Source organism: Microbacterium phosphatis, assembly GCF_049177115.1.
Classification (GTDB): domain Bacteria; phylum Actinomycetota; class Actinomycetes; order Actinomycetales; family Microbacteriaceae; genus Microbacterium; species Microbacterium phosphatis.
The window spans coordinates 2,982,770-3,002,347 of sequence record NZ_CP185370.1 but is presented as its reverse complement, the minus strand read 5'-3'; the positions used below and the strand labels follow the sequence as shown (position 1 = coordinate 3,002,347).

Here is a 19,578-nt window from a genome sequence, read left to right as displayed (position 1 = left end):
GCGCCCCCCGGGGCACGCGGCGTTTCGCGACCAGGAGAGCCAGGATCGGAGGATGAGCACCACCTCCCACGAGCCGGCCGACTACTCCTGCCCGTTCTGCCGCCTCCAGCGCGGCGAGTACGACGAGCGGAATCAGCCGACGGACGTCATCGCGGTGACGGACGGCGCCTACGCGCGCGTCGCGCCGAAGTGGTGGCCGGACAACCCCGGTTCGCTCCTCGTGATCCCGCGCCGGCACACCGAGAACCTGTACTCGATCGCCGCGGCGGACAACGGCGCGGTGTGGGATCTCGTGCGTGAGGTCGCCATCGCGATCCGCGAGACCTACGACTGCGAGGGCACCTCGGTCCGCCAGCACAACGAGCCGGCCGGCGACCAGGACGTCTGGCACCTGCATGTCCACGTCTTCCCGCGCCGCGAGGGAGACGACCTGTACGGCCGGCATCGCGAGGCCCACTGGGCCGCCCCCGCGGAGAGGGGCGCTTATGCCGAGCGCCTGCGTGCGCGTCTCGGCCTGGCCCACACCTTCTGACATCCCCGATCCGGCCCGGAACCCGATCCCGGCCCGGTTCCGTTCCGCTCCTTCCGGTCAGGAAACGCCGCACCGGCCCACGGGCACGCGGCGTTTTGCGACCACCAGGGGCGGCGGATTCGGATCCCCGGCCGCACCAGCCCGATCCCAGCCGCCTCCGAATACGCTTGACCCCATGACCGACACGCCCGCGCGCCCCGCGAACACCGCGATCCGCACCACCGGTGGCACGCGCCAGGTCCGGCCGCAGACCGAGGGATGGCAGCAGGCCAAGGACGACACCGGCCGCCCGCTGCTGCAGTTCGCGAGCCCGAAGCGCGGCAAGCCGCCCGTGCACCTCGCCGACCTCACGCCCGAGGCGCGCATCGAGCGCGTCAAGGAGCTCGGCCTGCAGGGCTTCCGCGCCAAGCAGGTCGCCAAGCACTACTTCCAGCACTGGACGAGCGATCCCGCCGACATGACGGATCTGCCGGCCAGCGGCCGCGAGGAGCTGGTCACGGGCCTGCTCCCGAACCTCCTCACCGAGGTGCGCCGCCTGCAGACCGACAACGGCGACACGATCAAGTTCCTGTGGCGCCTGCACGACGGCGCCCTGGTCGAGTCGGTGCTGATGCGCTACCCCGGCCGGATCACCCTCTGCGTCTCGTCGCAGGCCGGCTGCGGCATGAACTGCCCGTTCTGCGCCACCGGCCAGGCGGGGCTCACGCGCAACATGTCGAGCGCCGAGATCCTCGACCAGATCGTCCGCGCCAACCGCGCCATCGCAAACGGCGAGCTCGGCAAGCGCGAGCACCCCGACGAGCGCGTCACCAACATCGTGTTCATGGGCATGGGCGAGCCGCTGGCGAACTACGCCCGCGTGATGCACGCCGTACGCACCATGGTCGACAAGAACGACGGCCTGGGCATGTCGGCCCGCGGCATCACCGTGTCGACCGTCGGGCTCGCCCCGGCGATCCGCAAGCTCGCCGACGAGGACATCCCGCTGACGTTCGCCCTGTCGCTGCACGCCCCCGACGACGAGCTGCGCGACGAGCTCATCCCGGTCAACTCCCGCTGGAAGGTCGACGAGGTGCTCGACGCCGCCCGCGGCTACTACGAGAAGACCGGGCGCCGCGTCTCGATCGAGTACGCGCTGATCCGTGACATGAACGACCACCCGTGGCGCGCCGATCTCCTGGCCGACAAGCTGAACGCGCGCGGCCGCGGCTGGGTGCACGTGAACCCGATCCCGCTGAACCCGACCCCCGGATCCGTCTGGGATGCGTCCGAGAAGTCGGTGCAGCGCGAGTTCGTGCGCCGGCTCAACGACGCCGGCATCCCGACGACCCTGCGCGACACCCGCGGCAAGGAGATCGACGGAGCCTGCGGTCAGCTCGTCGCGACCGAAGAGGACCAGCAGGCCGCGCAGGTCGCCACCGGGGCCTGACCGCTCAGTAGGGCGAGCCGCCCTCGACGACAGGCGGCGGCGATCCGGCGAACGTATTCCGGTGATCCGCCCCGGAGGGATCCGGCGATGGATAGCGTTGTCCCATGGTCAACTATCGATACCTCGGCAACAGCGGATTCAAGGTCTCGGAGATCACCTACGGAAACTGGGTGACCCACGCCTCGCAGGTCGAGAACGACGCGGCGATCGCGACGGTGCACGCCGCACTCGACGCGGGCATCACGACGTTCGACACCGCGGACACGTACGCGAACACCGCGGCGGAGGAGGTGCTCGCCGAGGCGCTGAAGGGTCAGCGTCGCGAGGGCCTCGAGATCTTCACGAAGGTGTACTTCCCGATCGGCGAGAAGGGCCCGAACGACCACGGCCTCTCGCGCAAGCACATCCGCGACGGCATCGACGGATCGCTGCGCCGCCTGCAGGTCGACTACGTCGATCTGTACCAGGCGCACCGGTACGACTACGAGACGCCGCTCGAGGAGACGATGCAGGCGTTCGCCGACATCGTCCGTCAGGGCAAGGCGCTCTACATCGGCGTCTCGGAGTGGACGGCCGAGCAGCTGCGCGAGGGTCACGCTCTGGCCAAGCAGCTGGGCTTCCAGCTGGTCTCGAACCAGCCGCAGTACTCGATGCTGCACCGCGTGATCGAGGGCAAGGTCGTGCCCGCGTCCGAGGAGCTCGGCATCTCGCAGATCGTCTGGTCGCCGATGGCGCAGGGCGTGCTCAGCGGCAAGTACCTGCCGGGCCAGCCGGTGCCGGAGGGATCGCGCGCGACCGATGAGAAGTCGGGCGCCGACTTCATCAAGAGCTGGCTGCGCGACGACGTGCTCACCGCGGTGCAGAACCTCAAGCCGCTTGCCGAGCAGGCCGGCCTCACGATGCCGCAGCTCGCGATCGCCTGGGTGCTGCAGAACCAGAACGTGGCCGCCGCCCTCGTCGGCGCCTCGCGCCCCGAGCAGCTCAAGGACACCGTCAAGGCCTCGGGCGTGAAGCTCGACGCCGACCTCATGAAGGCGATCGACGACACCCTCTCGGGCGTCGCGAACACCGACCCCGAGGCCACCTACAGCGTGTCGCCGAAGACCCGCCTGGTCTGACGCTATCGCGATCCCACAGCCCGGGTGCCGACGGCACCCGGGCTGTGTCGTTGTATTTCGGCATCGAATCACCGCCTTTCCGGCGCCTGGCATGATCTATTCGTGACCCCTGCCCGTCTTCCCGCGATCCTGCGCGCCATCTACGGCGCCTTCGGGGCGGCGGCGCTGGTGATCCTGGCGTTCATGGCGGTGTTCTTCACGCGCTGGATCGCCTCGCTCGAACCGGTCGCCGATTTCCTCGCCGCCTACCCGGGCGCCGCGCCGATGCCCGAGGGTCAGGGCATCGGCATCCCCGCGTGGCTCTCGTGGACGCACTTCCTCAACGGCTTCTTCCTGCTGCTGATCATCCGGACGGGCATCCGCATCAAGGGCGAGAAGACCCCGAGCGGCCTGTGGTCGTCGAGGCGGGTGAAGAAGCGCCGGATGAGCCTGACCGTCTGGTTCCACCTCGCGCTCGACGCGCTGTGGATGCTGAACGGCCTCGTCTTCGTTGTGCTGCTGTTCGCCTCGGGCCACTGGGTGAGGATCGTGCCGACCAGCTGGGACGTGTTCCCGAACGCGCTGTCGGCGCTGATCCAGTACGTCTCGCTCGACTGGCCCACCCACAGCGGCTGGACCGGCTACAACGGCCTCCAGCAGCTGTTCTACTTCCTGATCGTGTTCGTGGCCTCGCCGCTCGCGATCCTCACCGGGGCGCGGCTGTCGGCCTTCTGGCCGCGCGATGACCGCCGCATCAACCGGGTGTTCTCGATCGACCTGGCCAAGGCGATCCACTTCCCGACGATGCTGTTCTTCGTCGGCTTCGTCGTCGTCCACGTGGGGCTCGTGCTCACCACGGGCGTGCTGCGCAACCTCAACGCCATGTACGCCGGGCGCGACGAGGTGTCGTGGGTCGGCTTCTGGATCTTCGCGGTGTCGGTGCTGGTGCTCGCCGGCGGCTGGATCGCCGCGCGCGATCGGGTGATCGCGCCGATCGCCGCGCTGTTCGGCGACCTCCGGATGCGTCCGGTCCGCTGATCCGCCGCCCGCTCAGCGCGGGTAGAGGGCGACCATGCCCGCCAGGTCGCCGCGACCGAGGGTGCGCGACGATGCGTTGCAGGAGGTGATCACGGGGCTCATCATGAGGTCGCTGCCGCCGCGCTCGACCGCGTGGTTCAGGCCGTAGGCGTGCCCGATCTCGTGCGTGGTCGTGGACAGCAGGTCGTATCGGGCACCGCTGCACCCGGTCGTCGTGTACACCCACGCGCGGCTGGAGTTGTCGATCCGGGTGTCGGCCGCGACGATCTGGTCGTGCCCGGATCGCACCGTGAACGCGACGCAGGTGAGGCCGAGCAGGCTGCCGCTGAGGCTGCCGAAGTCGACCGTGCTGTACGAGTCGGGGGTCGCGCAGGCGTTGGCGGTGGTGATGTTCGCGTCCGTCCCGCTGCCGGTCGCGACGGTGCCGGGGGCGTGGATCGCGGCGAGGCCGCAGGTGTTCTTCCCCGTCTTGAGCGTGCCGACGGCCGCGGTGGCGATCGCGTTCCACCGCGAGGCGGTGATGTTGGACGGACGACGCTCGGCGCTGTTGACCCGGTACGTCGGCGTCGAGTACCACTTGGCGCCCATCAGCGCGTAGCTGGCGTCGGTGCATCGCGTCACGGCGGCGGCCGAGGTGGCCTTCGTGGTGGCCGCCTGGCCCTCGACCCGGACGTCGACACGGCCGGCGGCATCGGTCGTGACGATCAGGGAGGCCTCCTCGCCGTCGGACCTCACCCCGAACGCGGCGACGCCGGTCCCGGGGGCGGGGAGCTCGACTCCCACACCGTCGACGACGACCGTGGCCTCGGTGTCGCAGCCGGTCAGGTCGACGCCGCGCGCCTGCGCGGGGCTCAGCGTCGCGCTCTGGGTCAGGCCCGGCGGGCAGACGCCCGGCTTCGCGCCGGGGGCGCCCGGGGCGGCCAGCGCGGGCGTCGCCGTCAGCGAGACCGTGGCGATCACGGCGAGGGTCAGTGTCACGGCGCGCGACCACTTCATCCGGGGAAAGGACATCGGGGGTCTCCTCGAGGCGGATCGGCGGACGGACACGCCCCACTATGCGCGACCCGCGCCGGATGCGCCAACCGCCGCATGAGTGGGCGGGACACCGCGACCGTGGTTGGCTGGGGCCAGGACCGCAAGGAGGCACCATGACCGAGTACGAGACCATCCGCGTCGAGACCCGGGGCCGCGTCGGCTGGATCACGCTCGACCGCCCGCAGGCACTGAACGCGCTGAACGCCCAGGTGATGCGCGACGTCGTCGCCGCGGCGACCGCCCTCGATGCCGATGAGGGCATCGGGGCCATCGTGCTGACCGGATCCGACCGCGCCTTCGCCGCGGGTGCCGACATCAAGGAGATGGAGGGCCTCTCGGGCCAGCAGGTCTCGGACGACGGCCTGTTCGACGGCTGGCGCTCCTTCGCGGACGTCGGCACGCCCGTGATCGCGGCGGTCGCGGGCTACGCGCTCGGCGGCGGGTGCGAGCTGGCCATGATGTGCGACGTGATCCTCGCCGCCGACTCGGCGAAGTTCGGCCAGCCGGAGATCACGCTCGGCGTGATCCCGGGCATCGGCGGCACCCAGCGCCTCACCCGCGCCGTCGGCGCCTACAAGGCGGCCGAGCTGATCCTGTCCGGCCGGATGATCGACGCCGCCAAGGCCGAGCGCATCGGCCTGGTCTCGCGCGTGGTGCCCGCCGATGCGCTGCGGGAGGAGGCGTCGGCGCTGGCCGAGTCGATCGCCGCGAAGCCGCTGCCTGCCCTGCGGGCCGCGAAGGCGGCGCTGGCGGCCGCCCTCGAGACCCCGCTGCGCGAGGGGCTGCGCGTCGAGCGCCACCTGTTCGCCTCGCTGTTCGACACCGAGGACCAGAAGGAGGGCATGGCCGCCTTCCGCGAGAAGCGCGCGCCGGAGTTCCGCCACCGCTGAGCCGGTCGCCCGGTCAGCGCACCACCGACGGCGACCAGGCCTGCGGGATGAGCAGCTCGGGCGCCGAACCCGACGCGACATCCAGCGACCACACGTCGCTGGCGCCGGGCTCGCCCTCGCGGGCCAGCCCGTAGAGCACGGTGTGATCGTCGAGCCACTCGGGCTGGTCGTCGACCGAGCGGGTCTCAGGCAGCACCGTCTCCTCGCCCGTGGCCAGGTCGAGCACCGCGATGCCCCACTGACGGTCGCCGCGATCCTTCTTGAACGCGATGCGGGTGCGGTCGGGCGAGATCGCGGGGCACTCGACGTTCTCGCGCACCGCCGTGAGGGTGCGCGCCGAGAAGTCGCCGTGCACGAGCCAGGTGCGATCTCCCGACGCGGCGGTGGCGTAGAACTCGTCGCCGCTGAGGAAGGTCACGCCCCACATGTTGCGGTCGGCGGCCCGCAGTGGGGCGCCGTCGACGATGAGGTCGAACAGCTCGATGTCCCCCGGATCGGCGGCCCCCGGGGTCAGCGCGTGCACCGTCGTCTGCGTCGAGAAACCGCCCGCGGCGTACGAGTGCCCGGTCACGAACGCGGTCGAGGTCAGCATCATGCCGTCGTCCGAGAGGCGTGTGCGGCTGGGGATGCCGGGCAGCGGCCAGGATCGGATCCGGTTCCAGTCGGTGTCGTAGAGGTCGGCTTCGAACGTGGTGAGGACACCCCGCACGGTGCGCAGGCACGACGCGTGCGCGCCGGCGACGTCGATGCGGTCGCAGACGACCCCGGTGAGCGCGCGCGGGCCGGCCGGATCGGCGAGGGGCACCATGGCGACGGTGCCGTAGGCGTCGCCGGGCGCGGTGCTGCGGAAGACGATGCGCGGCTGATCCTGCACGGTCGCGAGATCGGCCTCGGCGACCGGGGCGGCGCCCTCCCGATCCGCGCGGCTGTCGGCGTAGGCCGAGAGCCCGAAGGCCACCATGCCGGCCGTGACGGCGACGATGACCGTGGTGAGCAGGATCCGCCTCACGCGGCGGCGCTCCCGTCCGCGCCGCCCGGCGCCTCGCGGGTGAGGCGGGTGACCACGACCAGGCACACCGGCACGCTCAGCGCCAGCAGGACGGCGAGGATGAGGAGCGACTCGGTGCGGCCCACGGTGAACCACAGGGCGCCGAACGCCGCGGAGGCGATCATCCGGCAGACGGCCACGATGGTCTGGGCCGCGGCGATCGCGCTGGCGCGGACGGAGGCGTCCACGAGCGACCCGGCCACCGCGGCGAGCACCCCGTCGGTGGCGGCGTAGAAGGCGCCCAGCAGCACCAGGCAGCCGAGCGTCGGGCCGATCCCCTCCACGGGGATGAGGGCGAGGGTGTAGGCGCCGAGCAGGCCGAGGTGCCCGAGGATCAGCACGCGCGTGCGGCCCCAGCGGTCGGCGAGGCGGCCGAACGGCACGGCCAGTGCGATGTACGCGGCGTTCGTGCCGACGAACAGCAGCGGGAACCAGTGCGCGGCGAACCCGCTGCGGTCCTGCAGCGAGAGGTAGAGGAAGCCGTCGCCGATGGTGAGCAGGCTCAGCACGCCCATCACCACGAGCAGCACCCGCAGGCGCGGCTGGGCGAGGTGTCGCCAGCGCAGCGGCGCGGGCCGGCTGCCCGGCGCGGCGTGCTCGCGACGGGGCCGGCGATCGGGCACCACCAGGCCCAGGATCGTCACGCCGATCACCGCGAAGCCGAGCGACATCACGAACACCGTCGCGTAGCCGTCCGGGATGAGGAGCAGGATCGCGAAGGCCAGCAGCGGGCCCACCGCCGCCCCGATGGTGTCGAGCGCGCGGTGCACGCCGAAGGCGCGCGCCAGGTCGTCCGGCGCGGAGCTCGCCGCGATCATGGCGTCGCGGGGGGCCGTGCGGATGCCCTTGCCGATCCGGTCGATCGTCACGAGCGCCGCGACGGCGCCCAGGCCCTGTGCCACGATCAGCCAGCCGCGGGTGAGAGCCGAGAGGAGGTAGCCGGCGAACGCCACCCACTTCGGGCGGTCGGTGCGATCCGAGGCCCAGCCCGCGCCGATCCGCACCAGGGCGCTCGCGCCCTGGAAGATGCCGTCGACGACGCCGTACGCCAGCAGCGACAGGCCCATCACACTGGTGAGGTACAGCGGCAGGACGGCGGCGACCGACTCGGACGAGATGTCGGTGAGCATCGAGACGACGCCCAGCGCGACGACGGTGGGGGCGACGTGGCGCCGCCCTGCCGGTCGCGCGGGCGGAGCGTCGGGGGCGGTCTTCGCGGCGGGGCGGTCGCTCAGGCTGATGTACACGGTCAGCTCGTCTCGTCGAGGATCCCGACGATGCGGAACAGGGATCCGTCGGACTGGGGGCGGACGCTGACGACCACCATGTGGCCGTCGCGGGTGAAGGAGCGCGCCGTGCTGCCCGATGTCGCGGGCGTCTCGCTCCAGGTGAAGCCGAGGGCGACGAGCTGGTCGGTGGTGCGCGCGAGCACCTGGTCGGGGCTCGCCGGGTCGGTCGCCTCGACCGTCGCCAGCAGGCGATCGCCGTCGCCCGCGAGGGAGGACGACAGCACCGACGAGCCGGCATCCAGCGGCAGGACGTCGGTGGGGAAGCCCTTGACCAGCGCGTCGACCGCCGTCACCGGCTCTGCGGGCGCCGCGGGGACGGCGACGTCGGGGAGCGTCGGCAGCGGGCCGACCGCGCCGGGCACGGTCGGGGTGGGGTCGGGCTCGGGCGGCGCCTCGATGCCGGGGCTGTTGGTGAAGGGCTCGGCCGGCGCCTCCGTCGCATCGGGGGCGGGGGCGGGCGGATCGGACGCGTCGGGGGCCGGCCCATCGGGGGCGGATCCGTCGGGCTCGGTCGGCGCCGGGGTGGGCTCGGCGCTCTGCGGCGTGGAGCCGGGGACCGAGGGGGAGGGCGCGGCCGGGGGCGTCGCCACCTCGGACGCACCGGGGCGGGAGGACCCGGCGTCCTGCGCGACGGGCGCGTTCAGCCACAGGAAGATGGCCACCCCGAGCGCACCGCCCGCGAGCACGGCCGCGCCGATACGCAGCGCCCTCGGGCGCAGCCCGCCGCGTGCGTCGTCACCGTGCATCGGTCGCCTCCTCCGGGACGGATCGGAATGATCCCGAGCCCGTGTATCGGGAGCGCAGGGGCGCACTCCTGATACGCGACCGAAGGGGAGATCCATGGCCAGATCCACGTCATCGCGGGTGCGCACCGCCGCGCTCGCTCTGATGCTGCTCGTCGCGCCGGGCGCCGTGGTGGTGGCGCCCGCTCCGGCCTCCGCCTCACCCGCGGTGCCCGCGGCGGCCGCCTCCGGCCCGTGCGGCCCGGAGGGCAACGAGATCGCGTGCGAGAACGACCAGCGCGGCGCCGCCCCCGAGGTGTGGGACATCGACGGCGCGGGCGACGACGACATCCAGGGCTACGCGACCGACATCAGCGTGGACGCGGGCCAGAGCATCGGCTTCAAGGTCGACACCGACGCCCTCGACTACACGATCACCATCTACCGCACCGGCTGGTACCGGGGCGACGGGGCCCGCGAGATCGACACCGTCGAGCCGACCATCTTCCCCGACCCGCAGCCCGAGTGCCGGCGCGACCAGGAGACCGACCTCTACGACTGCGGCGCATGGCGCGTCTCCGCGACGTGGCAGGTGCCCGACACGGCCGTCTCGGGCGTGTACGTGGCGCTGCTCGAGCGCGGTGACACCGGCGGGCGCAGCCACATCACCTTCGTCGTCCGCGACGACGACAGCGACTCGGACATCCTGTTCCAGACCTCCGACACCACCTGGCAGGCGTACAACACCTATGGCGGGTCGAGCTTCTATCAGGGGGCCATCGCCGGGCGCGCCTACAAGCTCAGCTACAACCGCCCCTTCGCGACCCGCTCGGTCGAGAACGGGCGCGACTTCTACTTCTCCGCCGAGTACGCGATGGTCCGCTACCTCGAGCGCAACGGCTACGACGTCTCGTACACAACGGGTGTCGACTCGGATCGTCGCGGCGACCTGATCCGGAACCATCGGGTCTTCACCTCGACCGGTCACGACGAGTACTGGTCGGGCCAGCAGCGGGCGAACGTCGAGGCGGCGCGGGACGCCGGGGTGAACCTGGCGTTCTTCAGCGGCAACGAGATGTACTGGCGCGTCCGCTGGGAGGACGCGACCGCGGGTGATTCGGCCTCGTACCGCACGCTGACGTCGTACAAGGAGACCTGGGCGAACTCGAAGCTCGACCCCACCGCGCAGTGGACGGGCACCTGGCGCGACCCGCGCTTCGCCGCCCCCGCCGACGGCGGCGGGATGCCCGAGAACGCCCTCACGGGCACGGCGTACATGTCCAACCACTCGGATCTCCCCGTCACCGTCTCGGCCGAGGAGGGGCGTCTGCGCCTCTGGCGCGGCACGGAGCTGGCCGGCCTGCCCGACGGCGGCAGCGCCGCGCTCGCGCCGCACACGGTGGGCTACGAGTCGAACGAGGACCTCGACAACGGCTCGCGCCCGCCGGGGCTGATCCGGCTGTCCACGACGAAGGGCGCGGTTCCGCAGTACCTGCAGGACTTCGGCAACGTCGTCGCGCCCGGCAGCACCACGCACCACCTCACCATGTACCGCGCCCCCTCCGGCGCCCTGGTGTTCTCGGCCGGCAGCGTGCAGTGGGCCTGGGGGCTCGATCAGGAGCACGACGGCGACGGCGCGCCCGCGGATCCGCGGATGCAGCAGGCGACGGCGAATCTGCTCGCCGACATGGACGCCCTGCCGGCGACGCTGCAGGATGACCTCGAGGCCCCCACCGCATCGACCGACGAGACCGCGCCGACCGCGGCGGTCCTGACTCCCGTCGCCGGGCAGCGCATCGCCAACGGCACGGCGGTGACCGCCACCGGCACCGCGGCCGACGCCGGCGGCCGCGTCGCGGGGGTGGAGATCTCCACCGACGACGGCGCCACCTGGCACCCCGCGGAGGGCGCCGCCGCGTGGTCGTACACGTACATCCAGAGCGGCGACGGCCCCGTGGCCCTCCTCGCCCGGGCGATCGACGACAGCGCGAACATCGGCGGCGCCACGCGTGTGGACTTCGGCGCCGACTGCCCGTGCACGGTGTTCGGCGCCCGGGCGCCCCAGCAGCCCGCCGTCGACGACGCGGGCGCTGTCGAGCTCGGCCTGCGCTTCACCCCGCAGATCGACGGATTCGCGAGCGGCGTGCGCTTCTACCGGGGCGAGGGGAACACCGGCCGGCACGTGGGCACGCTGTGGACCGCGGGGCACCAGCGGCTGAGCACGGTCGAGTTCGCCGACGATCCGGCCGTCGGGTGGCAGACCGCGCGGTTCGCCACGGCCGTGCCGCTGACGGCCGGCCAGACGTACACCGTGTCGTACGCCGCGCCCTCCGGGCACTACGCGGCCCAGGCCGACGCCTTCTGGTCGCGCGGGCTGCTGGCGCCGCCCCTTTCGGTCGCCGGTGGCTTCGGAGCCGAGTCGGCCGGCGTCTACGCCGCACCCGGCGAGTTCCCCTCGGCCAGCTGGGGGTCGAGCCACTACTTCGTCGACGTGATCTTCGCGACCGTCGACGACTCGCCCCTCGTGGTCACCGCCCACCAGCCGCTGGCCGGATCCGGCAGCGTGGCCCGGGGCACCCAGGTCGCGGCGACGATGTCGAAGCCGATCGATCCCGCGAGCGCGCAGCTCACCCTCGTCGGGCCCGACGGCACGCCGGTCGGCGGTGCGGTGTCATACGACGCCCCCGCGCGGCGCGTCGTGTTCGCGCCCTCCGCGCCGCTGGCCCCCGCCACGACCTACACGGCCACGGTCATGGCCCGCGATCCGCAGGGCCGCGAGCTGGAGGCGCCGGACACCTGGGCCTTCACCACCGCCGCGGACGACCGCCCCGAGGGCGCGTGCCCCTGCTCGCTGTTCCCCGAGAGCACCGAGCCGATGATGCTCGAGGTGCCCGAGACCGTGCCGCTCACGCTCGGAGTGCGCTTCTCCGCCGCCTCGGCGGGCACGATCAGCGCGATCCGGTTCTACAAGGGGCCGGGCAACACCGGCGAGCACCGGGGCGAGCTGTGGAACGCCGGCGGCTCGCGGATCGTCGAGGCGACGTTCCGCGACGAGACCACCCAGGGCTGGCAGACGGCCGTGCTCGACCAGCCGGTGCACATCGACGCCGGATCCGAGTACATCGCCTCGTACACCACGACCGTGGGGCGCTACGCGTACTCGATCGGATCCTTCGACGCGGGGCTCGTGCGCGGGCCGCTCAGCGTGCCCGTGAACGGCGGGGCCTACTCGTACGAGGGCGGGTTCCCGGGCGGTCGCAGCCCGGGCGACTACCTCGTCGACGTGGTGTTCACCCCGGACGACGCGGTGCCCACGCTGCTGGAGGCCGCACCCGGTGCCGGCGCGCTGGGCGTCGACCCCGCGACGGCGGTGACCGCGCGCTTCGACCTCCCCCTGGCCGCGGGCGCCCAGCTGACCGTGACCGGCGCGGACGGGCCGGTCGCCGGCACCACGCAGGCCTCGGACGGCGGCAGGGTGCTCGCCTTCACGCCCTCCGCGCCCCTGCAGCCCCGCGCGTCGTACACCGTGCAGGTCAGCGGCGTGGGCGCGACGCCCGTGAGCTGGAGCTTCGAGACGGCGGCCGCCGACGGATGCCCCTGCACGCTCTTCGGCGGCGAGACCCCTGTCACCGCCTCGGCGGCCGACGCCTCACGGGTCGAGCTGGGCATGCAGTTCGCACCCTCCGAGGCCGGCGTTGTGACCGGCATCCGGTTCTTCCGCGGGCCCGCGAACCCCGGCCCCCACACCGGCACCCTCTGGAGCGCCGGGGGCGACCCGCTCGCCACGGTGGTCTTCCCGGACACCGGCAGCGTGGGATGGCAGACGGCCGTGCTCGCCGAGCCGTATCCCGTGCAGGCCGGCACCTCGTACGTCGTGTCGTACCTCGCCCCCGGAGGCGGCTACGCGGCCGAGGCCGATCGGTTCGCCGGCGGCGCCATCGCCTCCGGGCCGCTGACCGCGGGCGCGGCGAACGGCCGCTACGCCTACGGCGGCGGCTTCCCCCAGGACACCTGGCGCGCGACGAACTACTTCGTCGACGTGGTCTTCGAACGCGGGTGATTCGGCGCGGGTGATCCGGCGCGGGCGGTGGCGCGGCGCGGGGTGGGCCGTGGGTGGGTGCGGCGTGCGTGGGGGGCGGCGTGCGTGGGGTGCGTCGTGGGGCGTTGACTAGTCCACCGCGGGTTCACTAGTCCCGCCTGGACCAGTGACCCCGCGCGGGACTAGTCAACGCGCGAGGGGCGGCGCCGCCCGGCGGCCGCGCGGCGCGGGTCAGGTGCGGCGTGTGCGGAGGGTCCGGGAGCCGTTCGCGATCGCCGCGACGACATGGGGATCCGCGGGCCGGATGCGAGGCACGCCGGCGGTGACGAGGATCCGTTCCAGGCGCGCCGGGTCCATGGCGTCCGGCCACTCCCAGTGCACCGAACGCCGCACCACGGCCTGCAGCTCGATGTCGCGGCGCCGTTGGTCGCGGATCCTCTCCTGAGCCTCCAGGATGTCGCCGCGGAAGTACTTCTCGTCTCCGTCGGAGTCTCCGGCTATGCCCACGGACGGCCAGTAGAAGTCGGGGCGGCGGACCCGCCCCTCGAGCAGGAAGGCGCGCTGCAGCTCTGGGTCCTCAAACCCCAGCAGGGCGATCAGCACCCGGCTCACGCTCTCGAACGCCGACTCGGCGCGAGCATCGGCGCGGCGCAGCGCGTCCCAGGCGCGCGCACGGCCGCGCGGATTGCGCTGCGTGCGCAGCCGGTCCGCGAGCTCCGCCGGAGTGGCCCCCTGGCGGAGGGCCGCGTCGATGACCGCCACGCCGAACGCAAGGGGCAGCACGCGGATCAGGTCGATCACCGTGTCGACGAGCGTCGTGACCCGGACTCCGTTGATCCGGATCTCCTCACGACCATCCACGCCGGTGTGAGTCAGCACGTCGCCCTGCCGGTAGGAGTGGCCGGCGATCTCGGCGAAGACGTGCACGTGGCGCGGTTCGCCGAACACCGGCAACCCGAGCTCGGAGGCTGCGGATTCCCAGCCGAGAAGCGGATCCTTCAGCGCGATCGTGGCGGCTCGGACACGTTCCCGGTACCGCATCCAGGGCGCGAGGGCCTTCCACTCGGTCTGTCGCGCGCGGATCCCACGCCGCACGAACGTGGTGCCGCGGCGATCCGCGGTAGGGGAGTTCCGGTGGGTCCATACGAGGGGCGACTTCTCGGCCATCCGCTCACGCTGACGGATCCCCGGGCCTCCCGACCGAAAAGCGGCGACCTGTGGGAGCGCCCGGCCGCTGAGCGCCCCCGTGGACGAAGGCCCGCTGGCTTCGGGCGGTGGTCAGCCGACGCCGTAGCGCGTCGACTAGTCCTCGGCGGGATTACTAGTCCCGCCTGGACTAGTGAACCCGCCCGGGACTAGTCAGCGCCCCGGGGCCGAGCCGCCACGGCCGCACACCACGCCACCGCGCTGCCCGCCCGCGCCACGCCACCGCCCGCAACGCCCGCGCGGCGCGCCTCAGCGCGCCGCGGCGCCGGCGGCGAAGCCCTCGGCGTAGGCCTCGTCGTAGCCGAGGCGGAACATGTCGCGCTCGCCCGTGCGGGGGATCGTGCGGGCACCGGGCAGGTCGAGGCCGCCCACCAGGTCGGCGCGGCCGCGGACGACGGCGACGGGCATCCCCGAGGCCTTGCCCTTCACGAGGTCGGCGGCGGCGCAGAGCTCGTCCGCGACGCACGGCAGCGTCACCGCGAGGGGGCGACCCTGGGCGTCGGTCGAGCCGCGCAGGTCCTCGAACACACGCACCCCGCCCGCCCCGATGGCGTGGTCGATCTGGCCGTCGCGCCAGGCGCGGCCCAGCGTGTCCGACACGAGCACACCCACCTCGACGCCGAAACGCGCCCGCAGCCCGAGCGCCAGGGCGCGGGCCGAGGCGTCCGGATCGACCGGCAGCAGCAGCACGGTCCCCTCGGGGGTGTTGGACGCGTCGACGCCCGCGGCGGCCGACACGATGCCCAGGCGGTTCTCGACGATCCGGGTCACGTGGCTGCCGTCGGCGGAGGTGCGGGTCGCGACGACGCGCACGGTCTCGGCCGTGATCGCGTCCTCACGGTCGTGCGCCTGCACGAAGCGCCCCTCGGCCTTCGACACGATCTTGCTCGTCACGACCAGGATGTCGCCGTCGGCGAGGGGATGCGCGGATCCGTCGATCGCGTCGCCGATGACCGTCACCAGGTCGGATCCGCTCGTCACCTCGCCGATGCCGGCGAGCGGCCAGATGCTCAGCACTGCGAAGGGGCCCGGGTCAGGGGCGGACGTACCGGACCTCGGTGATCGTCTCACCGAGGAAGATCTCGTCGCGCTTGCCGTCGACGTGGAAGCCGCGCTTCTCGTAGAAGGTGCGCGCGCCGGGGTACTGCTCCGCCAGCCAGAGGTAGAGGGGCTCGCCGTCGTCGACGACCGCGTCGAACAGCTTGCGGCCGATGCCCTTCCGGTGCCACGAGTCGAGCAGGTACACGAAGTAGAACTCGCGCGCGGCGGGAGCCTCGGGGTCGCGGGCGGGGCCCGAGGCGGCGAAGCCGATGATCTCGCCGTCGACGAGCGCCGCGGCGTGACGGATGTCGTCACCCTGCGAGGCGTAGTGCGTCCACAGCTCGGCCAGGCGGCGAGGCGAGACGTTCTCGAGCGTGGCGCGCGAGATGATCCCGTCGTAGGTCTCGTGCCAGACCTGGGCGTGCACGCGGCCCATGGCCTCGGCATCCACGTCGCGGATCGGGCGGATCAGCACATCATCGAGCGTTTCAGTCCCCATGGCGCCGAGCCTACGCACCCGTTCCGCTCGGTGGAAATCGGTCTGACATGTTGTCGGAGAGCCACAACGACGGCGCGCGATGCGGGCCGGATGTGCCAGAGTCACGGCTCGTGAATGTGATCTGGCGCACCCTGCTCGTTATGGCCCGCGCGCGGCGCCGCCGCCGCCGTGAAGGGCGCCTCCCGGCGACCGCCGTCGGGCGGGTCCGGCTGCGCACCCTGCCGACCGACATCGACGTGCTGCGCCACATGAACAACGGCCGTTACCTGTCGCTGTTCGACCTCGGACGGTGGGATCTGATGATCCGGACGGACCTGCACCGGATCATGGACGAGCGCGGCTGGTACCCGGTCGTCGGCAGCGAGACGATCACGTTCCGGAAGTCGCTGAACCTCTGGCAGCGCTTCGAGCTGCAGAGCCGGTGGATCGGCCACGACGACCGCGCCATGTACCTCGAGCACCGCGCGGTCGTGGGCGGCGAGATCTACGCCACTGCGACGATCCGCGCCCGGATGCTGAGCCGCAAGGGCGGCACCGTGCCCATCGAGGACGTCATCGACGCGCTCGACCTGCAGCGTCATGGCGGCGGCGACCTGCCGGTCGTGCCCGAGTGGATGCACGAGTGGGCGGGGCACGTGGCGCTGCCCTCGACCCGCCGTCCCGCGCCGAGCGACTGGGACTCGATAGCCTGACGGCATGTTCGCCGTGCGGATCGCCACCGACATCTGGCGCATCGTCGCGCACCGGTGGATGCAGCTGCTGTCCTGGTGGATCGCCGGGGTGGTGCTGCGCGACCTGATCCTCAGCGCCGCGGCGCAGGTCGCCGGCTTCAGCCCCTTCCTCGCGGTGCTCGTCCTGTCGCTGGCGATGCTGACGCGCCTGACGGTGTTCGTGGCGATGCTGATCGTCGTGCGCGACGAGCTCGACGGCCTCGTCACCGAGAGCGAGCAGGGCGTGGGCGGCTTCGTGCGCACCGTCATGGGCGCCTCCCTCCCCTTCGCCGTCTTCTACTACGTCAGCGGCCTCCTCGAGCAGGACTTCCGCGCCTACCTCGAGCTCGCCGGCGCGATCCACATCTGGGAGTGGGCGGGGCAGCAGCCCGAGCTCTGGGTCATCGGCCTGAACCTGCCGACCCTCATCGTGATCGCGGTCTGCCTCGCCCTGCGGCTGGCATGGGGCCGCTTCGGCGGGCGGCTGTGGTGGGGGCTGGCCGGCGTTGTCGTGCTGCTCGAGGTGATCTGGGTGTTCTTCACCGAGTTCGCCCTCGACTCCGGTCTCGGCGTCGTCGAGGAGTGGCTCGCGGGGCGGCAGGTGGGGGTCTGGTTCGAGGACGCACGGGCCGCGCTCGCGGTGATCGCGGCGCCGCTCGTGACGGTGTGGGATGCGATCCAGCCGCTCGTGACGATCCTGTTCGAGGCGATCTTCGTGCCGGTGGCGTGGATGCTCGCCGCCGCGACCGTCTACGGCCAGTCGCTCGAGGACGACGAGGCCGCCGCGCCGCGGCCGAGGAGGAAGGCCCCTGGCGTGGTGAAGGTCGGCGGGGCGGTGGTCGAGGAGATGGTCGACCAGACCGACACGCTGCGCAGCGGCTGGCGTCTGATGCGCCGGACGGGGCCGCTGCTCATCGCGGCGTACTGCCTCATCTACGCGCTGATCGGCCTCATGGAGCCCGTGACGCTGTGGTTCGTCTCGCGACTCGTCGGCCCGCACGACGTGACGGGGATCCTCGGGTCGTTCGTGCCCGTGCTGGCGCTCGTCCCCACGCTCGTCGTCACCCCGCTTCTCGTGGCGCTCGTCGCGGCCGCGTGCAACGCGGCGGTCGGCCGCCTGCGCGGATCGGGATCCGGGAAGCCCGCGGATGCGTCAGCGCGAGACCAGGAAGCGCAGGGTCTCGAAGCCCGCGTCGGTGGTGATGTCGACGGAGACAACGAGGTCGTCGGCCACGTCGCGGGGCACGAAGAAGACGCCGCGCAGCTCGGCCGGGTCTGAGCTCTCGCCGTCGCACGAGTCGCTGCGCTCGACGTCGTCGAGCAGGCCCGCGCCGAACTCGACGCTCCACGCGCGTGGCTGGCGGGCCCCCGGCCGGTGCTCCACGGCGTCGCGCGAGGGCGTCTCGGCGAGCGCGCCGATCCGGCAGACCATGTGCGTCGCGTCGGGGTCGACGGGCAGCACGGCCTCGATCGCCCGCGCCCCCTTCGGCAGCGGATCCTCCGGGTCGCGCAGGCCGGTGACATCGTTCAGCTCGACCGGTCCCCAGGCGGCGCCGAGGTCGTGCACGGTCTGGCCCCGCTCGACCGTGCGCGGATAGGCGTCGCTGCTGTGCGACTCGTACTCGCTCCAACCCGTCCACGCCAGCACGCCGATCGCGGCGGCGGTCACCCCCGCCAGCACAAACGCCTGCCGTACCTTCGGCATCCCCGCGCTCACTCGGCCCACCCGGCGGGTTCGACGACGACCGAGGGCTGGGGCTCGAGGGCGTCGAGGTCGACATCCAGCACCAGGCGGTCGTCGAATCGGATGTCCAGGCGGTTCGCGAGCACCACGCGCGCCTCCCCCCGGAAGTCGTCCGGGGGGAGCTCGAACACGATGCTGCCCGCCACGGGGAGACCGGCGCGCAGGCTCTCGTCCACCAGCGTGCGTCGGATCCGCGATGCGGGGTAGTAGGTGCGCTCGCCCAGCTCCAGCTTGATGCCGCCGAGTCGCGTCGAGGGCTCCACCCCGGTGCCGTCGAGCACAAGATCCACGATGAGGAACGTCCCCTCGACGGGCCCGTCCTCCGCCTCGATCGAGGAGGCCGCGCGCACCGCGGTCGGTTCAGCGGTGAAGGTGCGGCCGGTGGTGGTCTCGCCGAGCGTCATCGGCAGGTCGAACGGCATGCGCGTCGCGTTCGTCGAGTAGGCGAGGTTCGACACCGGAGTGACCGCGGTGACGACGCACGCGAGCACGGCGAAGCCGATCGCGGCGGCCCACATGGCGGACGGCCTCATTCGTCCTCCTCCTCGGCGAGCCCGGTGCGATCCGTGAGCGGCACGTCGAGCTCGGCCGCGGGGCGGTGATCGACCCATGTCCAGTCGTCCCCCAGGATCTCGAGCTGCCGCAGGCGTCCATCCCGGATCGTCACGTGCAGGTCGGAGCCGGGCTCGATCGATCCGGCGGGCACATCCCACCGCAGCGTCAGCGGCGCCCGCAGCTCGGGCTGCAGGAAGCCAGCGGCCCCACCGTCCGTGCGGGTGACGCTGTCGGGGCCGTCCTCGGGCAGATCGGCGAAGTCGAGCGAGCGGCCCAGCGTGCCGCTCGCTTCGAGGGGTTCGCGCCAATGCGTGGTCACCTCGAGCTCGACGAGCACGGCCTGCTCGCCCTCCTCGAGGTACAGATCCGGGTCGTCGGTGATCTCGGCCGACAGGATGCGCACCGACAGCTCGTCGTTCGTGTGCAGGTCGCCCGGGTCGAGAGAGGCGAGGGGCACCGGATCGCGGTGCGCGGGAGCGAAACCGCCGAGGCCGGCGACGAGGATCACGCCGGCCGCCAGCACTCCCAGGGCGATCCAGAAGCCACGGCCGAGCCCCCGCATCCTCGCGCGCGAACGCCGCGCCCACAGCGCGATCACGCGCCGAGCGGTCGTCCACGTCGCCACAGCCACGGCACCACCCTATGGGCGCGGCACCGGCCGTCTCGCGACCACCGCCCCGACGACGGCGGAGTCGGCAGAAGTG

17 protein-coding genes are annotated in these 19,578 nt (G+C 72.5%); 8 read left to right on the top strand and 9 right to left on the bottom strand.

Annotation, left to right across the window (positions count from 1 at the left end; all coding sequences use genetic code 11):
- Window positions 1–52: 52 nt before the first annotated feature.
- The 4 genes from ACOKGD_RS14385 (at window position 53) to ACOKGD_RS14370 (ending at window position 4,096) form a co-directional block, all read left to right on the top strand.
- Window positions 53–532, top strand: a complete 480-nt coding sequence (locus ACOKGD_RS14385) for an HIT family protein (RefSeq protein WP_342335757.1) — start codon at window positions 53–55, stop codon at window positions 530–532.
- Between the two features lie 175 nt (window positions 533–707).
- On the top strand, window positions 708–1,961 hold the full coding sequence (rlmN, locus tag ACOKGD_RS14380; RefSeq protein ID WP_342335755.1) for a 23S rRNA (adenine(2503)-C(2))-methyltransferase RlmN: 1,254 nt from the start codon (window positions 708–710) through the stop codon (window positions 1,959–1,961).
- A gap of 104 nt (window positions 1,962–2,065) precedes the next feature.
- Window positions 2,066–3,079: an aldo/keto reductase family protein gene (locus ACOKGD_RS14375; protein ID WP_342335754.1), complete on the top strand. Its 1,014-nt coding sequence runs from the start codon at window positions 2,066–2,068 to the stop codon at window positions 3,077–3,079.
- 102 nt (window positions 3,080–3,181) lie between these two features.
- A complete protein-coding gene (locus tag ACOKGD_RS14370; protein WP_342335753.1) occupies window positions 3,182–4,096 on the top strand; it encodes a cytochrome b/b6 domain-containing protein in 915 nt (304 codons plus the stop codon).
- A 12-nt stretch (window positions 4,097–4,108) separates the two neighbouring features.
- Here ACOKGD_RS14370 and ACOKGD_RS14365 read toward each other — a convergent pair whose 3' ends face one another.
- The gene (locus ACOKGD_RS14365) at window positions 4,109–5,107 is read right to left on the bottom strand and encodes a matrixin family metalloprotease (protein ID WP_342335752.1); all 999 of its coding nucleotides are present in this window, start codon (window positions 5,105–5,107) and stop codon (window positions 4,109–4,111) included.
- A gap of 137 nt (window positions 5,108–5,244) precedes the next feature.
- On the opposite strand from ACOKGD_RS14365, the gene ACOKGD_RS14360 reads away from it, so the two are divergent.
- Entirely contained in the window at window positions 5,245–6,021 is a 777-nt protein-coding gene (locus ACOKGD_RS14360; RefSeq protein ID WP_342335751.1) for an enoyl-CoA hydratase-related protein, read from the top strand.
- Window positions 6,022–6,034: 13 nt separating this feature from the next.
- Here ACOKGD_RS14360 and ACOKGD_RS14355 read toward each other — a convergent pair whose 3' ends face one another.
- From ACOKGD_RS14355 to ACOKGD_RS14345, 3 genes are read right to left on the bottom strand one after another with little or no spacing between them, the layout of a single operon-like run.
- Complete coding sequence (locus ACOKGD_RS14355; RefSeq protein ID WP_342335750.1) at window positions 6,035–7,030, bottom strand: hypothetical protein; 996 nt, start codon at window positions 7,028–7,030, stop codon at window positions 6,035–6,037.
- The gene (locus ACOKGD_RS14350) at window positions 7,027–8,316 is read right to left on the bottom strand and encodes an MFS transporter (protein WP_342335749.1); all 1,290 of its coding nucleotides are present in this window, start codon (window positions 8,314–8,316) and stop codon (window positions 7,027–7,029) included. Before ACOKGD_RS14350 ends, ACOKGD_RS14355 begins: the two co-directional genes overlap by 4 nt.
- 2 nt (window positions 8,317–8,318) lie before the next feature.
- Entirely contained in the window at window positions 8,319–9,104 is a 786-nt protein-coding gene (locus ACOKGD_RS14345; RefSeq protein WP_342335748.1) for a hypothetical protein, read from the bottom strand.
- A 94-nt stretch (window positions 9,105–9,198) separates the two neighbouring features.
- Between ACOKGD_RS14345 and ACOKGD_RS14340 the strand changes: the two genes are divergently transcribed.
- On the top strand, window positions 9,199–13,140 hold the full coding sequence (locus ACOKGD_RS14340) for a DUF4082 domain-containing protein (protein ID WP_342335747.1): 3,942 nt from the start codon (window positions 9,199–9,201) through the stop codon (window positions 13,138–13,140).
- Window positions 13,141–13,350: 210 nt separating this feature from the next.
- Here ACOKGD_RS14340 and ACOKGD_RS14335 read toward each other — a convergent pair whose 3' ends face one another.
- The 3 genes from ACOKGD_RS14335 to ACOKGD_RS14325 form a co-directional block, all read right to left on the bottom strand.
- On the bottom strand, window positions 13,351–14,286 hold the full coding sequence (locus ACOKGD_RS14335; protein WP_342335746.1) for a hypothetical protein: 936 nt from the start codon (window positions 14,284–14,286) through the stop codon (window positions 13,351–13,353).
- Window positions 14,287–14,574: 288 nt separating this feature from the next.
- Window positions 14,575–15,342: a coenzyme F420-0:L-glutamate ligase gene (cofE, locus tag ACOKGD_RS14330; protein WP_342335744.1), complete on the bottom strand. Its 768-nt coding sequence runs from the start codon at window positions 15,340–15,342 to the stop codon at window positions 14,575–14,577.
- 16 nt (window positions 15,343–15,358) lie between these two features.
- Window positions 15,359–15,865, bottom strand: a complete 507-nt coding sequence (locus ACOKGD_RS14325; RefSeq protein ID WP_342335743.1) for a GNAT family N-acetyltransferase — start codon at window positions 15,863–15,865, stop codon at window positions 15,359–15,361.
- 110 nt (window positions 15,866–15,975) lie between these two features.
- On the opposite strand from ACOKGD_RS14325, the gene ACOKGD_RS14320 reads away from it, so the two are divergent.
- Window positions 15,976–16,557 (top strand): acyl-CoA thioesterase, encoded by a 582-nt coding sequence (locus ACOKGD_RS14320; RefSeq protein ID WP_342335742.1) that lies wholly within the window; start codon window positions 15,976–15,978, stop codon window positions 16,555–16,557.
- A gap of 4 nt (window positions 16,558–16,561) precedes the next feature.
- Window positions 16,562–17,854, top strand: coding sequence for a hypothetical protein (locus ACOKGD_RS14315; protein WP_342335740.1), 1,293 nt, complete (start codon window positions 16,562–16,564; stop codon window positions 17,852–17,854).
- Between the two features lie 434 nt (window positions 17,855–18,288).
- Here the strand turns inward: ACOKGD_RS14315 and ACOKGD_RS14310 are convergent, their stop codons facing one another.
- Together ACOKGD_RS14310 and ACOKGD_RS14305 are read right to left on the bottom strand one after the other, a co-directional pair.
- Window positions 18,289–18,852, bottom strand: a complete 564-nt coding sequence (locus ACOKGD_RS14310; RefSeq protein WP_342335739.1) for a hypothetical protein — start codon at window positions 18,850–18,852, stop codon at window positions 18,289–18,291.
- A complete protein-coding gene (locus ACOKGD_RS14305) occupies window positions 18,849–19,505 on the bottom strand; it encodes a hypothetical protein (protein WP_342335738.1) in 657 nt (218 codons plus the stop codon). Before ACOKGD_RS14305 ends, ACOKGD_RS14310 begins: the two co-directional genes overlap by 4 nt.
- Window positions 19,506–19,578 lie beyond the last annotated feature (73 nt).

Bases quoted from the DNA above. Each gene is read 5' to 3' on its own strand.
- ACOKGD_RS14385 (WP_342335757.1), top strand. From the start codon at position 53: ATGAGCACCACCTCCCACGAGCCGGCCGACTACTCCTGCCCGTTCTGC.
- rlmN (WP_342335755.1), top strand. From the start codon at position 708: ATGACCGACACGCCCGCGCGCCCCGCGAACACCGCGATCCGCACCACC.
- ACOKGD_RS14375 (WP_342335754.1), top strand. From the start codon at position 2,066: ATGGTCAACTATCGATACCTCGGCAACAGCGGATTCAAGGTCTCGGAG.
- ACOKGD_RS14365 (WP_342335752.1), bottom strand. From the start codon at position 5,107: ATGTCCTTTCCCCGGATGAAGTGGTCGCGCGCCGTGACACTGACCCTC.
- ACOKGD_RS14360 (WP_342335751.1), top strand. From the start codon at position 5,245: ATGACCGAGTACGAGACCATCCGCGTCGAGACCCGGGGCCGCGTCGGC.
- ACOKGD_RS14345 (WP_342335748.1), bottom strand. From the start codon at position 9,104: ATGCACGGTGACGACGCACGCGGCGGGCTGCGCCCGAGGGCGCTGCGT.
- ACOKGD_RS14340 (WP_342335747.1), top strand. From the start codon at position 9,199: ATGGCCAGATCCACGTCATCGCGGGTGCGCACCGCCGCGCTCGCTCTG.
- ACOKGD_RS14335 (WP_342335746.1), bottom strand. From the start codon at position 14,286: ATGGCCGAGAAGTCGCCCCTCGTATGGACCCACCGGAACTCCCCTACC.
- ACOKGD_RS14325 (WP_342335743.1), bottom strand. From the start codon at position 15,865: ATGGGGACTGAAACGCTCGATGATGTGCTGATCCGCCCGATCCGCGAC.
- ACOKGD_RS14315 (WP_342335740.1), top strand. From the start codon at position 16,562: ATGTTCGCCGTGCGGATCGCCACCGACATCTGGCGCATCGTCGCGCAC.
- ACOKGD_RS14310 (WP_342335739.1), bottom strand. From the start codon at position 18,852: ATGAGGCCGTCCGCCATGTGGGCCGCCGCGATCGGCTTCGCCGTGCTC.